The following is a 14,901-nucleotide window of genomic DNA, read 5'->3' on the forward strand; positions in this document are numbered from 1 at the left end:
ACCATCCGGCTATGGGATGGAACGAACGCGTCCCCAACCATCCGGCTATGGGATGGAACGAACGCGTCCCCAACCATTCGGCTATGGGATGGAACGAACGCGTCCCCAACCATCGTCCCCAACCATCCCCCCACGCGTCCGCTAAACGTTTGCTTTATTCTGCGGGGTTGTTGGCCGAAGAAACGAGTTGCGCAACGCTCCTGTGCTCCAATCGTGCGATTCTATAAAAAACGGTGCGGAGATTGGGGCGGCCATGTTTTGTCCATCATGTGGATGCCAACTCGCTGACGGCGCGAAATTCTGTCCTGCGTGCGGAGCGCCGCTGGCGGAGCGACAGGTCGGTCCGTCTGCGCCCGCTGCCTCGGCGCCTCTCACGGCTCCGGCGCCTCCGCAGGCAGCTCCCACGGCTCCGGCGCCGTCTTCGGCGGCGACGAAGCGCCCGCGCAGTCCGCTGCTTATCGTGGGAATTGTCCTGGTCGCGGTGGCGGTACTGGCGGCGGGCGGCTTTGCTGCGTGGAGGCTGCTGTCCGCCGGCCCGTCTGAAAACGAAGTCGCCATGATGAATTCCGCCTTTGGTAACGGGACGGCTGCGAGCGCGGGCGGCTATGACTTCTGCTGGGATCCAGAGACCGAGGGCCTCATGCGCGCAAAGGCCGACGGGTCGGAAGCTCCCCAGAAGATCGCTGAGCAGGCCGACGAGTACGGCTACCTCTACGTGTTGTGCGCAAGCGACCAATACGTGTACTACATCACCGCCCCGTACGCGAGCGATTATCCCATCGCGTTGCGCTGCGTCAGCCTTGACGGTTCGGACCGCAAGACCGTGTACGAGCCCGGTCGGGCGCTGGACGATACCAATGCGTACATCTCCTCGGCATGCGTGTTTGACGATCAGCTGTATGTGCTGGTCGACATGGGATACGCCAATTCGAATGCCGAGGCCGCGACCTATTACGTTTTGCGTATGGGTCTCGACGGCTCCGATGTTCAGACGATTGCGCAGGTCAACGACATGTCTTACGGAAGCATCGCACTGGCTCCGGATGCGGTGTACTACTCATCCGAGGGCGATGTGTACGTTCAGCCGTACGACGCGCCGCAGCCCACGCGCATCTATCGCAGCGGATGCGATACGACCAGCAGGCCGGTGCTGTATTGCGATCGGCTCTATGTATGGTGCAGCGGATCTTCGGGCGGCTACCTAGCTTCCATGAATCCCGACGGCTCGGATGCCAAGGAGCTGTACCGCGTTGCCTCGGATACGTGGATCTATGACCGCTTGGTGACGATCGTGGACGGCAAGGCGTACTTCACTGATAACGGTCCGGAAAACTCCGCCGCCATCTCGGAGGCCATGACGCTCTATACGGTGCCCCTCAAAGAGGGGGCGACGCCCGAGCAGATCGGTACCTTGGAGCCGATTAACGCCAACCCGTACGTTGTCGATGCGGGCGATCACCTGCTGGTCATCATGGGGGCGATGGATACCAAGGGCGCGGCGTACGGTGCCTATAACCTGAAGTACGACGGGTCGATATCCACCGTCTACAAGGCATACCCGTACTAGGGGATTTCAAGGGACGGCGCATGCGACGCGTCGTTCCGCTGCATGCGATGGCTCGTTACGAGACCCCAGGAGGCTGAGGGACCATGTTCTGTTCGAAATGCGGAAACCAGATTCCTGACACCGCGAAGTTCTGCCCTGCCTGCGGGGCGACGGTGGATGTACGCGCCGTAGCGCCCGCGTCCGGGTCCGCGGCGCCCGCGAGCGACCCTGCGCCCGCCGCGCCGGCGGCCCCACAGCAGCCCACACCCGCCGCGCCGGCGCCCCCGCAGCAGCCCGCCCCTGCCGTGGCCGCTCCCAAGCGCCGACGCACGCCCCTCATCATCGCGGCGGCCGTTGTTCTCGTACTCGTGGCGGGCGTCGCGGCGGCTTTGGTCCTGCCGCGCATCTTCGGTGGCAGCACGGCCGCAGACGACGAGACGGCTTCCAACTCGTCGCTTGCCAACGGGCCCAGCGCCACGACGAGCGAGTACGACATCTTCTTCAGCTCGAAGGCCGGCGGCGTCTGCCGTGCCAAGCCCGACGGATCGAGCGTCGAGCTCATCTACCCGGTCGACGTCGAGACCACCTATGCTCCGGCGCTCGCGGTCGACGGAGACACGGTCTTTTTCGTCCTGCGCAATTATATGGACGGGAGCGTGGCACCTGAGCTGCATGCTATCAAAACCGACGGCACGGGCGACACGGTCATATTCAAGGGCGAGGGCTACACGGCCGATTCCGGTGGTTGGTCGAATATCGAAAGCATCGTCGTGTACGACCATGTTCTGTACCTGCTGGCCTCCGTTACGCGCGACGAGAACAACGACACGTATACGACCATCATCACCATGAACGCCGACGGGTCCGATGTGCAAGAGCACGGCACGATCCCGGGTAACGCGAGCTATCGCGGTGTCGTCGTGACGCCCGACCGCGTCTACTACGCGCAAAACGAATACAGCTCGACGGGGTCCACGACAGGCACGATCAACAGCATGTCGCTTGACGGCGGCGACTTCAAGGAGCTGTATCGCAGCTCGGTGGGTTCCGTCATGGACCTTGGCATCTGGGACGGGCGCCTGTACTTCTATGAGTCGGCCAACGGCTACACCGTCATCTCCTCGGTGGGGACGGACGGTTCGGACCCGACGAAGCTCTACGAGCCTCCGGCGCAGGAGGGTGCGTATCTGGTCGCCGTTGCCGACGGTGCGCTGTACCTGCAGAGCTGGGAGTCGAATGCCGACACCCTCGAAATCGTCACGTGGGATCTGCTGCGGCTGCCTGTCGACGGTGGGGAGGTCGAGGTCCTGGCTGCCGACCTTGACCTGTACAACCCCACGTTCACCAGCGCCGGCGGCAGGTTGCTGATCGCGGAGAACGGCCAGTATGCTGGCGCTACGTGTGGCCGCCTTGTGTCGATAAACTACGACGGCTCGAACATGGTCGAGTATCCGCTCGACGAGGTGGCGTAATCGGGGGCATGGCGGACGCCGGCCTCGACGGGGGAGCGCGACGCGAAGGAGGACGCGATGTTTTGTCCCGCATGCGGAGGAAAGATATCCGATACCGCGAAGTTCTGCCCGCTGTGCGGCGCCGAGCTCATCAGGGGTGTCGAGGCAAAGCCCGCGGAAGCGCCGACGCCTGAGGCGGCGGCGGAGCCGGCGGTACCCGACGACGCCGCGGAGCCCGCGCCCTCAGGTGGCCCCGTCCCGACAGACACGTCCGCCCCGGTGCCCCCTCAAACACCACCGGCTTCCGTCCCCGGTGACCTGCAGCAGCCGGCAAGCCTTGCTACCGCATCGACGCCGCCCAAGCGCCGCGGCGCGCGCATAGCGCTCGTTGCCGCTGCGGCTGCCATCTTGGTCGTCGGCGCCATCGCGCTGTTTGCGGCCTTCGCGCCCGATTCGATCAAGCAATCGCTGCCCGGCGTCGGCCAGCTTTCTCCCGTCGAGACCCCGGAGTTCAACACCGGCGACATCGTGACCGACGGAACCTATGATTACTACTTCAGCCCCGAGCACGGCGGTATCGTGCGTGCAGCCGTCGACGGATCGGGCGTGAAGCTCATCTACCCAGTCGTGTTGGGCAGCGACTCGCCGGTCTTCACCCTGAGCGCGCTGAGTCTCGATGGCGACGACCTGTACTTCTGTCTGAGCTATCTGCGCAGCGACGCCAGCCGACACGGCATGTCGCTCGAGGACGACCTGGCGGAGATGCACCGCATCCGCACCGACGGATCAAACGATACGGTGATCTTCTCGCTTGAGGCGGGCAACTACGACAATGACGACATCGTCGTTGGCATCTTCTTGGTGCCCTATGCACGGGACGGCAAGGTGTACACGGTCATCCGCACGACGTACTACAACCCGAAAAACGAGGAGCAGCAGATCGTCTGCATGGATTCAGACGGCGGGAACCTCGAGAACCTCGGGCTTATCCGTAGGGAAGACGGTGCGCGCCTTGCGCTTTGGCCGGATTGCATGGGCTATGCGCCGGGAAGGTATCTCTATCAGGATGAGGAGACCGTCTATACCGAGCTGTACCTGCAAAACCTTGACGGTACGGGTATAGAGCGCGTGTATACGACCTCGGGCGGGAGCATCTCGTCGTTCATGCGCAACGCCGGCAAGCTCTATGTGCTCGAGACCGGCGGGGAGGCGTACCGCCTCGTCTCGATGAACGAGGACGGCAGCGATGCCCAAACCGCCATCGACTTCGCGACCTTGCCCTCCGATGCGGAGCTGGTCCAGCTGGTTTCCGTGCGCGATAACACCGCGCTTGTGGTGCTGTCCTACCGCACGATGGAGGGGCCCTTCGAGTTCCGGCTGAGCGAGATGGCGCTCGATGGCTCGGGCGAGATCGTATCCGAGACCGCGATTGCATACGAAGACATCGGGCTGTACAGCATCTACGACTTCGACGGTCGACTCGTCGCCTACGAGGGCTCGATGTCCGAGCCCGACGGGCGCGCCGACGCCTTTATGATCGATGAGGACGGCGTGCCGATCTCCTACGAGTAGGTCAGATGGGTCAGATGGGGACGTGTTCCATCCAACCCATCCCCATGGGTTAGTTGGGGACGTGTTCCGTTCAACCCATTTCCTTTCATCCATCCAGTCGAAGGCCCGGGCCAAGCGCTCGGGCCTTTTGGTATGGGTTGGTTGGGGACGTGTTCCAACCAACCCATTGTTGCGCCATGGGTTGGTTGGAACACGTCCCCAATCAACCCATTGTTGCGCAACGAACGGCGCCCTCCGCGCTGGATACTGACGGTGTCGCGCACGGCCGCACGCCACGCTCGGTGCAAGGAACGAATCGGTTGTTACCGGCCGATGTCCGCTGACCTAGCGGTCGTGTTGCGCAACAGCGGCCCCACCCGAGGGTGCCCCACAATAATCAGCAAACCGTGCGCCGCGGCGCACACGAGAGAAAGGCGGCTACCATGGCCAACATTCGCATCGATCCGGACACAATGGACCAGCGCGCCAACCAGGCTCGTACCGAGGCCAGCAACATCGGCCAGGTCATCAACAACATGAACAACCTGCTTTCCACGCTGCAGTCCGAGTGGGAGGGCGAGGCATCCAAGTCCTACGCCGAGCGCTATGAGAGCGACTTCAAGCCCAGCATGCAGAAGGCTCAGCAGCTCCTCGAGGAGATCGCCAAGGCCCTGAACGACACCGCCCGCAACATGCGCGAGCAGGATGCCCAGATCGCTTCCGGCTGGAGGGCATAACAGCTTATGATCGTCACCGTCCTTTCGCGTGACCGCCTGAACACGGTCGCGCTTCCCGCGAATGTCACCGGCGGCCATTGGATAGAAGATGCGGCAGGGTCGCGCCTCGCGTTTGTCGAGGGCGTCGACGGCCGTTGGCGCATCGAGCCTCATACCGCCGTGCACGTTCGCGGAACGGGCGGTGGCGCGCCGAGCCGTATCGAGCTCGATCCGACCAAGCGCGCCGTCCTCAACCTCGAGGACGGCGCATACCACGTGTGGTGCCTCATGTTCTATCCGGACAACGCCGGGTCGCGCATGAGCCAGACCTACGGCTTCCACGGCGATATCCAGTTCGTCGTGGGCCGCGGCGAGGACAACGCGGTCGTCTACACGACGCATTTCGTCTCGGAGCACCACGCGCGCTTCACCTATTCGGGCGGCGCATGGACGGTCGAGGACTTGGATTCGGCAAACGGCGTGTTCGTAAACGGGTGGCGCATCCCCGCGCGCCGTACCCATGAGCTCGCTTTTGGCGATGTCGTCTCGTTGCTCAACCTGCACATCACGGTCGGCTCCGGCCTGTTTTCGTGCAACAATCCCGGCGGCCTTGTCGCGGTCTCACCGGACTTCGTCCAGTATCGCGCCGCCGCGCCCGTCCCGCGTGACGATATCCCCAAGTGCGAGCGCGAGTGCTTCTACCCGGCACTGCGCTTCGTGCGCGCCATCGAGCCGAAGGACTTCGTGATCGACGCCCCGCCCCAGCGTGAGCCCGAAGAGGAGACGTCGCTCGCCTCCCGTATCGGACCGTCGGCCATCATGGCCTTGGTGTCGCTGCTCTCGCTGGCCATCATGCCGTCGATCCTTACGGCCGGCATGGCCGCGGCCATGCTGTCGGGCAGCGTGATCTGGCCCATCGCCAACTCGCGCAGCCAGAAGAAGCGGCGCGCGCAGAAGGAATCCCAGCGCCGCGCCGCCTACTCGCAGTACCTGAGCCGCGTGCTCACCGAGGTCTCCGAAGAGGAGCGCCTGCAGCGCGAGATCCTGAGTGAGAACCGCATCTCGGTTCAGGAGTGCCTAAACCGCGCCTACACCGGCGACGCCAAGCTCATGGAGCGCACGCCGCTGCACGCCGACTACCTCGACGTGCGCATCGGCACCGGCACGGAGCCCCTGCAGGCCAACATCCGCTTTCCCGAGCAGCACTTCACGATGGAGGACGACGAGATCCGCCGTGCGGTGGACGAGCAGGCGGCCACGCCGCGCGTGCTCACCGACGTGCCGCTGGCGTTCCCCCTGATCGAGAAGAACGTCGCCGGCGTGATCGGCGCCGCGCCGCGCGTCCGGTCGTTCGTGCGCGGCATGATCGTCCAGATCGCTGCCCTGCACAGCTACGAGGACGTCAAGCTCATCGTGCTCGCCGACGAGGCGGAGCGCGACGAGTGGGCCTTCGCGCTGCACCTGCCGCACTGCTTCTCGGACGATCGCACCATGCGCTACGTGGCCTTCGGTCTGGAGGAGACGGCCGAGCTCAGCATGTTCATGGAGCGCGTGCTCGAGGTCAGGCGCGCCCAGGAGACCAAAGCCGAGGCGCGCGACGCCCATCCCTACTACGTGGTGGTCTGCGCGTCCGAGGAGATCGCCGACAAGTCCGATATCGTGCGCGCCCTGGGCGCCGAGCGCGACAACCTGGGCGTCTCGCTGATCGCCTGCGCCGGCGAGATGCGCGACCTGCCCCGCGCCTGCCGCAGCGTGATCGGCCTCGAGCAGTCCGGTTCCTACCTGCTCGACCGCGACGATCCTTCGGGTGCGCGCAAGCAGTTCTCCTCCGATATCGAGCTGGGACGCGAGCTCGCGCAGGGCTTCGCGTTCTCCATGGGCAAGATCCGTCTCGACATCAAGACCGAGACGAGCAACATCCCGCAGCGCCTGGGCTTCCTCGAGATGGAGCACGCGGGCAGTATCGAGCATCTGAGCATCGCCCAGCGCTGGCGCGAGTCCAACGCTTCGGCGAGTCTCGCCGCCCCGGTGGGCGTCGACGCGACGGGCGAGCCGTTCCTGCTGAACCTCCACGAGAAGTTCCACGGCCCCCACGGCCTTATCGCCGGCACGACGGGTTCGGGCAAGTCTGAGTTCATCATTACCTACATCCTGTCGATGGCGGTCACCTACTCGCCCAACGACGTCGCCTTCGTGCTCATCGACTACAAGGGCGGCGGCCTGGCGAAGGCCTTCGACAACGAGCACGTGCGCCTGCCGCACCTCGCCGGCGTCATCACCAATCTGGACGGTGCGGCCATCACGCGCAGCCTCGTGTCCATCCAAAGCGAGCTCAAGCGCCGCCAGGCGCTGTTCAACCGCGCGCGCGACATCGTGGGCGGCGACAACGTCGATATCTACACCTATCTGGACCTGTTCCGCCAGGAGCGCGTCACCGAGCCCTGCCCGCACCTGTTTATCGTTGCCGACGAGTTCGCCGAGCTCAAGCAGCAGGAGCCTGAGTTCATGGACGAGCTCATCTCGGCGGCGCGCATCGGCCGTTCGCTCGGCGTGCACCTCATCCTGGCCACGCAGAAGCCCAGCGGCGTGGTCAACGACCAGATCTGGTCCAACGCGCGCTTCAAGGTGTGCCTGAAGGTGGCCGACGAGGCCGATTCCCGCGAGATGATCCGTCGCCCCGACGCGGCGGCGCTCACCCAAGCGGGTCGCTTCTACCTGCTCGTGGGCTACAACGAGCACTTCGCGCTCGGTCAGGCCGCCTATGCGGGCACGCGCTATGCCCCCAAGAGCCGCTTCACGACCTCGGTCGACGAGGCCGTGACGCTCGTGTCCGACACCGGTCGCACGCTCGTGAGCATCAAGCCCGACCGGTCTTTGGCCACCGGTGAGGACATGCCCGAGTCCGTTGCGGTCCTGAAGCTGGTCCAGCAGGTCGCCGAGCAGGAGGGCGTGCGCGCCCGCCAACTGTGGCTGGAGCCGGTACCTGACCTGATCACGGTGGACGAGATCGCCTCCAAGTACCGCCGCGTCGCCGGCGGCTCCGCCGATGCGGCCTCCTTCGCCCTGAACCCTGTCATCGGCGAGCTGGACGACCCCGAGCACCAGCGTCAGTTCGCGCTGACCCTGCCGCTCACCGAAGGCGGCAGCGCCCTTGTCTACGGCGCGGCCGATGCGGGCGTCGAGCTCGTCTTGAACGCGGTGCTCTACAGCCTGCTGCGCACCTTCGGCCCGCGCTCCCTCAACGTGTACGCGCTTGACTTCGGCAGCGAGGCCCTGCGTGCCTTTGCCGCCGCGCCGCAGGTCGGCGATATCGTATGCGTCGCCGAGGAGGAGAAGGTCGGGCGCTTCTTCGACTTCATCGAGTCCATCCAGGCGAGCCGCCGCAGCGCACTGTCCGAGTACGGCGGATCGTTTGCGCGCTACCTGCAGGCCGGGGGCCAGATGCCCGCCATCCTGGTGGTCGTCAACGACATCGCCGCGTTCCTCGAGGCCTATCCCAAGCTCGAGGACCGCATGGTGCGCTTCGTGCGCGAGGCGGGCCGCTACGGCATCCACCTCGTCATGACGGCCGACGGTACCTCCTCGGTGCGCGTGCGCATGCGCCAGTCGTTCCGCCAGGTGCTGGCGGTCAACCTTGCCGACCAGACCGACTACACGATGATCTTCGGCTCCATGCACGGCATCGCCGCCCCGCGCGGCTTCGGTCGCGGCTTGGTCAAGGTCGACGACGCGATCCTGGAGTTCCAGACGGCGCATCTCACGGACGACGGCGATGACTACGGGTGCGCCTCGACCCTCGCCGCCAACCTGGCCGCGCGTGCGGCCGCGGAGCACATCCCGTCCGCGCCCGCTATCCCGACCGTGCCCGCCCAGGTCACGCCGCAGCTTCTGTGCGCACGTCCCGCGCCTGCAGGCGCAGTGCCCTTCGGCATCTTCGAGGACACGCTCGGGCTTGCGAGCTTTGACTTCGAGGAAGCCGTCATGGCGCGCGCCCTGTTCATTCGCCGGCGCTGCGGCATCGATTTCATGCGCTCGTTCGTTCAGGCTTCCACGGCCCTTGCCGGCTGGGAGGTCGCGGTGCTCGACATCGCGCAGCTGCTCGGATCCGAAAAGCCCGCGGGCTGCGTCTACGCCACGCGCAAGGCCGAGCTCGCCGGCGGCTACCTGCAAAACGCGCTCGCCCAGGCCGGCAAGGACGCGCCGCGCAACCTCCTGATCGTCATCTCCGGCATCGGCACGATGCTCACGGCGGCGCCTTTCGATGTCGCCAACGAGCTCAAGCGCCTGCTGCAGGGCCTGCCGCTTACCGGAGCGGTCCGCCTGCTGCTCATCGACGCCGTGGCCGACGTGAGCTACGGCTACGAGGACTGGTTCAAGGCCCACCTCACCAACAAGGACGGCCTGTGGATCGGTCCGGGCATGGACGCGCAGACCACGCTTTCCACCAATTACATGTCCGGCATGCAGCCGGACACCGCCATGCGCAGCGGCCGCGGCTACTTCGTCGAGGGCGGCGCGCCGCGTCTCGTACGCTTGGTTTCCCTGAGGGATGACACGACCGAGGAGGGTTCCAAATGATTGAATGTCCTGAGTTTTTGCCGTTGGGTTCGGTTGTTCGCCTGCGCGGAAGCCAGAAGACCATGATGGTCATCGGCCGTGCGCTCGTGATGACCAAAGACGACGGTTCCAAGGAGTACTACGACTACTCCTTCTGTCTGTATCCCGAGGGCCTGATTGGCGACGCGGTGGTGTATTCCAACCACGACTGCATCGACGAGGTGCTGTTCGAGGGCTACCGCAATGATGACGACGCGAAGGCGCTCGCAGAAATCGCCGAGATTCTGCCGAAGGTGACCGTGCCGCGCGCCAACCCGCAGCCCAACGAAGAGTGGTAGGCGATTCCTATGCCGACTGAAGCCGAGCTGAGAAGCCAGATCAGCCAACTGCAGCAATCGTACGAGAACGCCAAGGCGAACAACACCAGGCTTTTCGACCGCATCAAGCAGCTCGAGGAGGCCAAGGGGTATGTCGATGCCGCGAAGGGCTATGCGAAGGACTTCAAGGGGGCCGTCAAGAAGATCGATATCGACGACCGCTGGGTCGGCAAGCGCCGCAATGGCGCCGACAGCGGCATCGAGTGCATCACCGACAAGGCCGACACCTTCGTCGACGGCTTGGGGGGCCTCGGCTGGGCGCTTTTCTGCGAGATCGCCGATCTGTACACGCAGGTCGACTACTTCACGCTGGTGATCTCCAAGGCCGAGGAGGGCATCTCGAACCTCACGAAGAGCATCCAAGAGCTCACCGACGGCGACTGACACGGTGCGATGGGGAGATAGACCATGGAAATCTCAATCGATTACGAGGCGTTTACCGAGCAGCACGACATGCTCGAGCACGACAGCGATTACTTCAAGGGCCTCGATGGCACGCTGAGCGATACCTCGTCCACCTCGCAGGCGCTCGAGCAGTTCAAGGCGCGCGTGAACTACGTCAAGCAGCTGAAGAACCAGTACGCCGAGTTGCTGCAAAACGACAACGAGCAGCTGCAGAAGACCGCGCAGGAGCTTCGCCAGACCGATATCGAGAATTCCCTCATCTACGCGGTCGACACCTTCTCCGACTATGTGGAGGAGCATGGGCTCAGCGGCGTGCGCGATGGCATCCGCCATGCCGTGCAGGAGCACATCGAAGATTTCTTGACGGGCGGCGATGGGGAAGTCAAAGCGTAAGCCGCGACGAGAGAGCTGCCGTTTGCGCCATGCGCGGCGGACGCGAAAGGGGAGACCATGGCGGGATCTTTTGACGTCCTGTATACCGACGTCCAGAACATGCAAAACGACTACGCGACGATCAGGGGCGAGATCGACGACATGATCCAGGACCTGAGCCTGGACGTCCAGGGCGTCACGGGACTCGCGTCGTTTAGCGGCTCGGCGGCGACTAAGGCCAAGACGTACTACCAGGAGGTGCACCAGACCTACCTGCTGCCTGCGCTGAGCGCGCTGATGGGTCAGCTCGCCACAGACTACGCCCTGTATTACGAGCGGTTCATGAAGGATCCCATCAACGAGTCGGTCGACAATGCCCGCTGGCCGCACGACGCCATGACGAGCTACGTATCGGATCTGGAGAGCGCTCAAAGCGCGCATCTGGAAAGCGCCGAAACGCAGCTCGCGAAGGCGACGAGCATCCTGTCCGGCCTGGGGAGCTATTCGATTCCCTCGTCCTCGAGCGTGCGCGAGCTGGTGTCCTCCGAGGTGGAGCTTACCAACAAGACCGATGAGGGCGTTGCCGAAAACGAACAGTACGGCGTGAGCCTGTTCACCGATGCGGGCGGCGAGTTCGAGACCCTGGCCGTCGCGCTCTCCAATGCCATGGGCGCCTGCACCAACGGCGTGGTGGGCATGGCGGGCTACCAGAGCGGCGCCTTCTCGTCGGTGCTCGACTCCTCGGGCCTGCGTGAGGCGTACAACGCCTCGGTGGTCAACCAGACCGAGAACGCCGAGGTCACCGTCCAGTCCCAACAGGATAGCATCACCCAGGCGCAGACGCGCATCGAGCGCGAGGCCAAGGAGGCGGCGGAGGAGAAAGCCTGGTGGAACGTGCTGGGCACGATTGGCTCGGTGCTGACGATCGCCGGTGCTGCTGTGGCGACTGTTGCCACGGGCGGCGCCTCCACGCCGTTGCTCGTGCTCGCCGTTGCCGGCCTTACGGCGACGACGGTCAACGAGCTGTCGAGTATCGGCGGGCGCATGCGGGAGAACGCCGCTATTCGGAATGGCAACTACTACACTGGGGATAACGAGGTGCTCGCATGGGGTACCGGCGAGGAAGGCCAGAAGCGGGTCGATAAGATTCAGGACGCCCAGGGCTATCTCTCGGATGTCGGTGACAGCCTCTCGGACCTTGACGAAGCCGCTGACTTCATAGATAAGCAGAGCAATACGATCGGGGAAAGGACGGCGGAGTACTTTGGCGACCGCGCCGACCAGAGCCTTGATAAGGGCATGGCCAATGTGGTGAACACCGCTTCAGACATGCTGATTGACCAGATGAAGGACGCCTATGCGGATTCTCCGGAAGATGAGCTGTTCGTTGACGGGGCGAAGTTCGTAAAAAACCAGACGCTCGACTATGTATCCGACCAGGTAATCTCGGGAAACCCGGTGAGTCCGGGAAGTGTTATCGGCGCCGCCGGCGAGGTTACTTCCATGGTCGCCGACTACAAGTGCGACAAGTGCGACGAGGTGCTCGACGATTGCCTGGAGCGCACCAATCAACTTGAGAGCCTGAGAGAGAACGCCGGCAACTACACGGGACCGATGTGGTAGTGCTTTCGCTGGCGGAAGACGGATGTGACGAGAGGTGTGCGCATGGCGAGTGAATCCGAGCTGCGATGCACGATAAAGGCCGATGAGGCGGCGTACGACCAGAAGAAAAGTACCTGGACTGCTCTCCAGCGGCAGGTAGATCAGCTCGTCGAGGTCCGTGAGCACGTTCGGAAGGCGAAGCGTGACGCGCAGGCCGGCCTGCAGGCTCTGCGCAACCTGGAACCAAGCTCGTCGTGGCGCGGAAAGCGCCGGCGCGGGTTTGACAACGCGATGGACGGCGACATCGTTCGCCGCACCGCGAGGTACGTCGAGAACATCGATCTTCTGGAAGCGCAGATCACCCAGAAGATGGAGGAGCTGAACAATCAGGCGCGTGGCTGCCAATCCGACATGGCGACCTTGGACGCACGGATCGGCAGGAACCGTTTCAGCCTCAAGGCGCTGCTCGATGGCTCGATAATGGTGGGGAAGTAGCCTATGGAGATCAAGGTCAATTTCGAGGAGTTCACCGACACCCATCTGGGTATCGAGAAGGCTGCCGAAAAGCTGGAAGCCGTCACGCCGCGCATCGAGAAGCCCTCGTCGGAGTCCGAGGCGATGGACGTATTCGTCAAGCGCGTCAAAAAGCTGAAGAAGCTCAAGAAGCAGTACGAGGAGCTGCTGGAAAACGACAGCTTCCGCCTGATGGCGACGTCGACCTCGTTCGGTGACATGGACAGCAAGCTCGCCGAGGAGTACGCCGGCACCATCTACGATAATCGCAAGATATGTCCCGCAAAGGGCTCGGCCTATAGCGATGTGCTGGAAAAACAGCAGCAGCGCAAGGCGTGATCCTGTCGGGAGACGAGCCGCGAGACGGAGGCGAGCATGGCGGCATACAACGTAAAATACGCGGAGGTTATTTCGCTGGAGAACGACTACACGCTGTTCTGCGAGCAGCTTGCCGAGGCTGCCGACCGGCTTGATAGCAAGATGAACAAACTCGTCGGCCTCGAGTCGTTCCAGGGCGCCACCGCCGCTTCGATCAAGAGCTATTTTGACGCCCACCGCAAGCTGCTGTCGTACCTGCAGCTTGCGGCAGACCAGCTGCGTGCGGAGTACGCCACCCAGTATTACAGCAAGTTTTCCCAGGCCCCGATCGCGGAGCATCACGACAACGCCCAGTGGCCTTCGAACGTCCTGAAAAACGCCAACGCGAAGCTCAAGACCGTCAAGGACGAGAACCTGAGCGACGCCCAGCGGGAGCTGACGAAGGCCCAAAACCTTCTGCCCGCGGGCATCACGTTCTCCTTTCCGTCGGCGGCCGCCATCCAAGACGAGATAGCGACGCAGGTGGAAAAAACCAAGCGGGTCCGGGAGGGCATCGCCGATATCGAGGCGGGCGCGGCGCGCGCCTTCGCGAGCGAGTCCTCGGGTTTCAACGAGATGGAGTCTGCCCTGTCGTCGTTGCTGGCGAGCTTCTCCGAGATCTCTCCCTCGATGGCCTCGTTCAATTCCGCGACGTTCTCCTCGCTGGTGGACAGCGCGGGCGTCGAGGGCATCGCGGAGAAGTGCCGCAGCTACCAGGATGATGCGGCAGCTATCGTCGTGGCGTCTCAGCTCGATGCGCTGGAAAAGGAGAAGGAGCGCCTGCAGCGCTCATGGATCGAGCAATCCGAGCGCAAAGCGGGCAATGGCGTCGTGGGCGTTATGGTATCCATGGGGCTTTTCGCGCTGTCCGTCTACGGGTTTATTCAGACTGCTGGCGCCTCTGCGCCCGTCTCGGCCAAGCTGTTCGGTTTGGGGGCAGGTCTCATTGGTACCGGCACGAGCATGATGGATACGAAGCGCCGTGCCGACCAGCTCAACGAGATGGTTTCGAGTGACATGGGGGCCGATCGCAAGGAAGGCAGCGAAATCTTCGGAGACGTCAAAGATTATCTCGAGTCGGCCGAAGGCAGGGCAAAGATCGACACGAGCTCAAAAAAGAAGTTTGACGACACGCTCCAGAGCGCGTTTTTGGACGAAGTCAAAAGAACCCAGGACAAGCAGATGGAAGTGTTCTTCGACGCGGTGGATGACGAGACCGCCATGAAGAGCGAGGTCGCTTACAAAAGCGGCTCCGCCATCTACGAGTTCGCAACGGGAAGCCCGCGCGGCGCCCTTGGCGAGGCGGGCAAGGCCGTCAACGTCAAGGTCGATTACGAGATGGACGAGGCCGACAAGGAGCTCGCCAGAATCGTCAAACGGATGCGCAAGCTCAACGAGCTCGACGAGTATATTGGAAAAGACGCTTCCCTCGCTGCGGACGAAAGCTGGTAGGT

The 14,901-nt window shown here is 63.6% G+C and carries 12 protein-coding genes and 1 pseudogene; all 13 read left to right on the top strand.

Features of this window, described 5'->3' with window-relative positions; all coding sequences use genetic code 11:
- Positions 1 to 253: 253 nt before the first annotated feature.
- Positions 254 to 319 (top strand): annotated as a pseudogene (locus QUW00_RS04120) (zinc-ribbon domain-containing protein); the annotation flags it as partial.
- Between the two features lie 237 nt (positions 320 to 556).
- Entirely contained in the window at positions 557 to 1,567 is a 1,011-nt protein-coding gene (locus QUW00_RS04125; RefSeq protein WP_289613351.1) for a hypothetical protein, read from the top strand.
- An 83-nt stretch (positions 1,568 to 1,650) separates the two neighbouring features.
- Positions 1,651 to 3,018: a zinc ribbon domain-containing protein gene (locus QUW00_RS04130; protein ID WP_289613132.1), complete on the top strand. Its 1,368-nt coding sequence runs from the start codon at positions 1,651 to 1,653 to the stop codon at positions 3,016 to 3,018.
- Between the two features lie 57 nt (positions 3,019 to 3,075).
- The gene (locus QUW00_RS04135; RefSeq protein ID WP_289613133.1) at positions 3,076 to 4,569 is read left to right on the top strand and encodes a zinc ribbon domain-containing protein; all 1,494 of its coding nucleotides are present in this window, start codon (positions 3,076 to 3,078) and stop codon (positions 4,567 to 4,569) included.
- A gap of 422 nt (positions 4,570 to 4,991) precedes the next feature.
- Positions 4,992 to 5,285 (top strand): WXG100 family type VII secretion target, encoded by a 294-nt coding sequence (locus QUW00_RS04140; RefSeq protein WP_289613134.1) that lies wholly within the window; start codon positions 4,992 to 4,994, stop codon positions 5,283 to 5,285.
- 6 nt (positions 5,286 to 5,291) lie between these two features.
- Positions 5,292 to 9,842, top strand: a complete 4,551-nt coding sequence (gene essC, locus QUW00_RS04145) for a type VII secretion protein EssC (RefSeq protein ID WP_289613135.1) — start codon at positions 5,292 to 5,294, stop codon at positions 9,840 to 9,842.
- Positions 9,839 to 10,159: a DUF4176 domain-containing protein gene (locus QUW00_RS04150; protein WP_289613136.1), complete on the top strand. Its 321-nt coding sequence runs from the start codon at positions 9,839 to 9,841 to the stop codon at positions 10,157 to 10,159. The genes essC and QUW00_RS04150 overlap by 4 nt, the downstream gene beginning before the upstream one ends.
- A gap of 9 nt (positions 10,160 to 10,168) precedes the next feature.
- Positions 10,169 to 10,582, top strand: coding sequence for a DUF5082 family protein (locus QUW00_RS04155; protein ID WP_289613137.1), 414 nt, complete (start codon positions 10,169 to 10,171; stop codon positions 10,580 to 10,582).
- Positions 10,583 to 10,606: 24 nt separating this feature from the next.
- On the top strand, positions 10,607 to 10,996 hold the full coding sequence (locus QUW00_RS04160) for a hypothetical protein (protein WP_289613138.1): 390 nt from the start codon (positions 10,607 to 10,609) through the stop codon (positions 10,994 to 10,996).
- A 57-nt stretch (positions 10,997 to 11,053) separates the two neighbouring features.
- Positions 11,054 to 12,598, top strand: coding sequence for a T7SS effector LXG polymorphic toxin (locus QUW00_RS04165; RefSeq protein ID WP_289613139.1), 1,545 nt, complete (start codon positions 11,054 to 11,056; stop codon positions 12,596 to 12,598).
- 42 nt (positions 12,599 to 12,640) lie between these two features.
- Entirely contained in the window at positions 12,641 to 13,072 is a 432-nt protein-coding gene (locus QUW00_RS04170; RefSeq protein WP_289613140.1) for a DUF5082 family protein, read from the top strand.
- A 3-nt stretch (positions 13,073 to 13,075) separates the two neighbouring features.
- Positions 13,076 to 13,429: a hypothetical protein gene (locus QUW00_RS04175; protein ID WP_289613141.1), complete on the top strand. Its 354-nt coding sequence runs from the start codon at positions 13,076 to 13,078 to the stop codon at positions 13,427 to 13,429.
- Between the two features lie 36 nt (positions 13,430 to 13,465).
- Positions 13,466 to 14,899: a T7SS effector LXG polymorphic toxin gene (locus tag QUW00_RS04180; RefSeq protein WP_289613142.1), complete on the top strand. Its 1,434-nt coding sequence runs from the start codon at positions 13,466 to 13,468 to the stop codon at positions 14,897 to 14,899.
- Positions 14,900 to 14,901: the final 2 nt, after the last annotated feature.

It is taken from the genome of Collinsella tanakaei (assembly GCF_030373545.1).
GTDB classification, from domain to species: domain Bacteria; phylum Actinomycetota; class Coriobacteriia; order Coriobacteriales; family Coriobacteriaceae; genus Collinsella; species Collinsella tanakaei_C.